Origin of the sequence: Mesorhizobium sp. M0239, assembly GCF_040321815.1 — a bacterium.
Taxonomy (GTDB): domain Bacteria; phylum Pseudomonadota; class Alphaproteobacteria; order Rhizobiales; family Rhizobiaceae; genus Mesorhizobium.
Window position 1 is genome coordinate 1 of the sequence record NZ_JAMYSG010000094.1, and the last position, 1305, is coordinate 1305.

At 56.9% G+C, this 1305-nt stretch carries 2 protein-coding genes; one reads left to right on the forward strand and one right to left on the reverse strand.

What is annotated here, in order from left to right; all coding sequences use genetic code 11:
* On the reverse strand, positions 1 to 344 hold a 344-nt coding region (locus NKI99_RS33710; RefSeq protein WP_352613738.1), incomplete at its 3' end, for a GMC family oxidoreductase N-terminal domain-containing protein.
* Between the two features lie 180 nt (positions 345 to 524).
* On the opposite strand from NKI99_RS33710, the gene NKI99_RS33715 reads away from it, so the two are divergent.
* Positions 525 to 1226 (forward strand): hypothetical protein, encoded by a 702-nt coding sequence (locus NKI99_RS33715; RefSeq protein WP_352613740.1) that lies wholly within the window; start codon positions 525 to 527, stop codon positions 1224 to 1226.
* Positions 1227 to 1305 lie beyond the last annotated feature (79 nt).

Here is a 1305-nt window from a genome sequence, read left to right on the forward strand (position 1 = left end):
CAGCCCGTTGCACCACTTGATGCCCATTCATCGTAATCTTCGGGGCCGCCGCGGTTCGCCACCTGGGCATTGATGCTGGAGCCGCCACCCATGATCCGGGCCTGCTCGTAATGAACCGGCTTGCGGCCGTCCCGTATCATCGTCGCTTCAAGTGTCGCCCACTGATAGTCGGGATTGAAGTAAGCACGCGTCGGATTGCCATCGAGGATGTCGTCCGGGACGGCGTTCGGAGGCGTATCGGGACCAGCCTCGATGAGCAGCACACGATTTCCATCGCCGGAGAGCCTGTTCACCACGACGCATCCCGAGGACCCCCCACCCACAATGATATAGTCGAAAACCAACGCAATGCTCCGCTTTCCATCGTTCGGCCCCACAAGGGCAGCAGGTGTTAACAGGCTGCTGCCTGGACACGCTTTCGTATCCATTAGCCTGCGCGTCAACTACCAGATGCGGTAGTATCAGTGCTTGCCGGAAACTGTAGAAGCTATGTTTGGTCAGCCCAAAGATTGGGGTGCAGCGGCATGGATAGCAATGTGACGACGCTAGAGGTTTCGAACTACCTCGATGCAGCACAAGAGTTGGGACGCAAGTCCGGCCTCCATATTACGATGGGTGACGATTTTGAGGAATACATTGCGATTACCAGCAGAGTTCCCGGTAAGTCACCGACCTATCCAAGCTTTCGTCCTGATACGTCTGCTCTTCCACCTGGAAAGGCCTTTTGGATCGTCGGGCGGGATGGGAAAGGAAGGGTAGCGCATGTCCAGGCACTGCGTTTAGATGATCTATCCAACGTAGACCTTGCTGAGCACCTTGGATCGCTCAGAGCCTGGTTCGCGGATCCTAGCCTCAAAGCGGGGGCCGGTTCCTCGTCTCGTAGCGATGCGCCGACTGCTCGCAGCATAACCGGGCAGGTCGCGTATCATGGCGACATCTGGTTGCGAGAGGACTTTAGAGGCCGGGGACTCTCTACCCTTATTGGTCGCATAGCTTTCGGGCTGGCATGGGCTAAATGGTCGCCGGACTTCATTTACGCTCTGGTTGCCGGCTGGCATATCGAAAAAGGCATAGTCGATCGCTACGGCTATCTCCATTGCGAACCGCACGGATCAGTCCTGCACTTACCCGCACAGGGGATAAATGACGACGATTGGCTCGTTTGGCTGACACGAGACGAACTGTTGAAGACGCTTCGTACTTCCGCATCGGAGGCCACGCGGTGAAAGCACTTGGCGACAGGCTGGCCTGATGCTGGCATCAGGTGCAGCAATGGCCAGCTGCTAGCCTTTAAGTTGCGTAGAC

Coding starts and splice junctions, on each gene's coding strand:
- NKI99_RS33715 (WP_352613740.1), top strand. CDS start 525: ATGGATAGCAATGTGACGACGCTAGAGGTTTCGAACTACCTCGATGCA.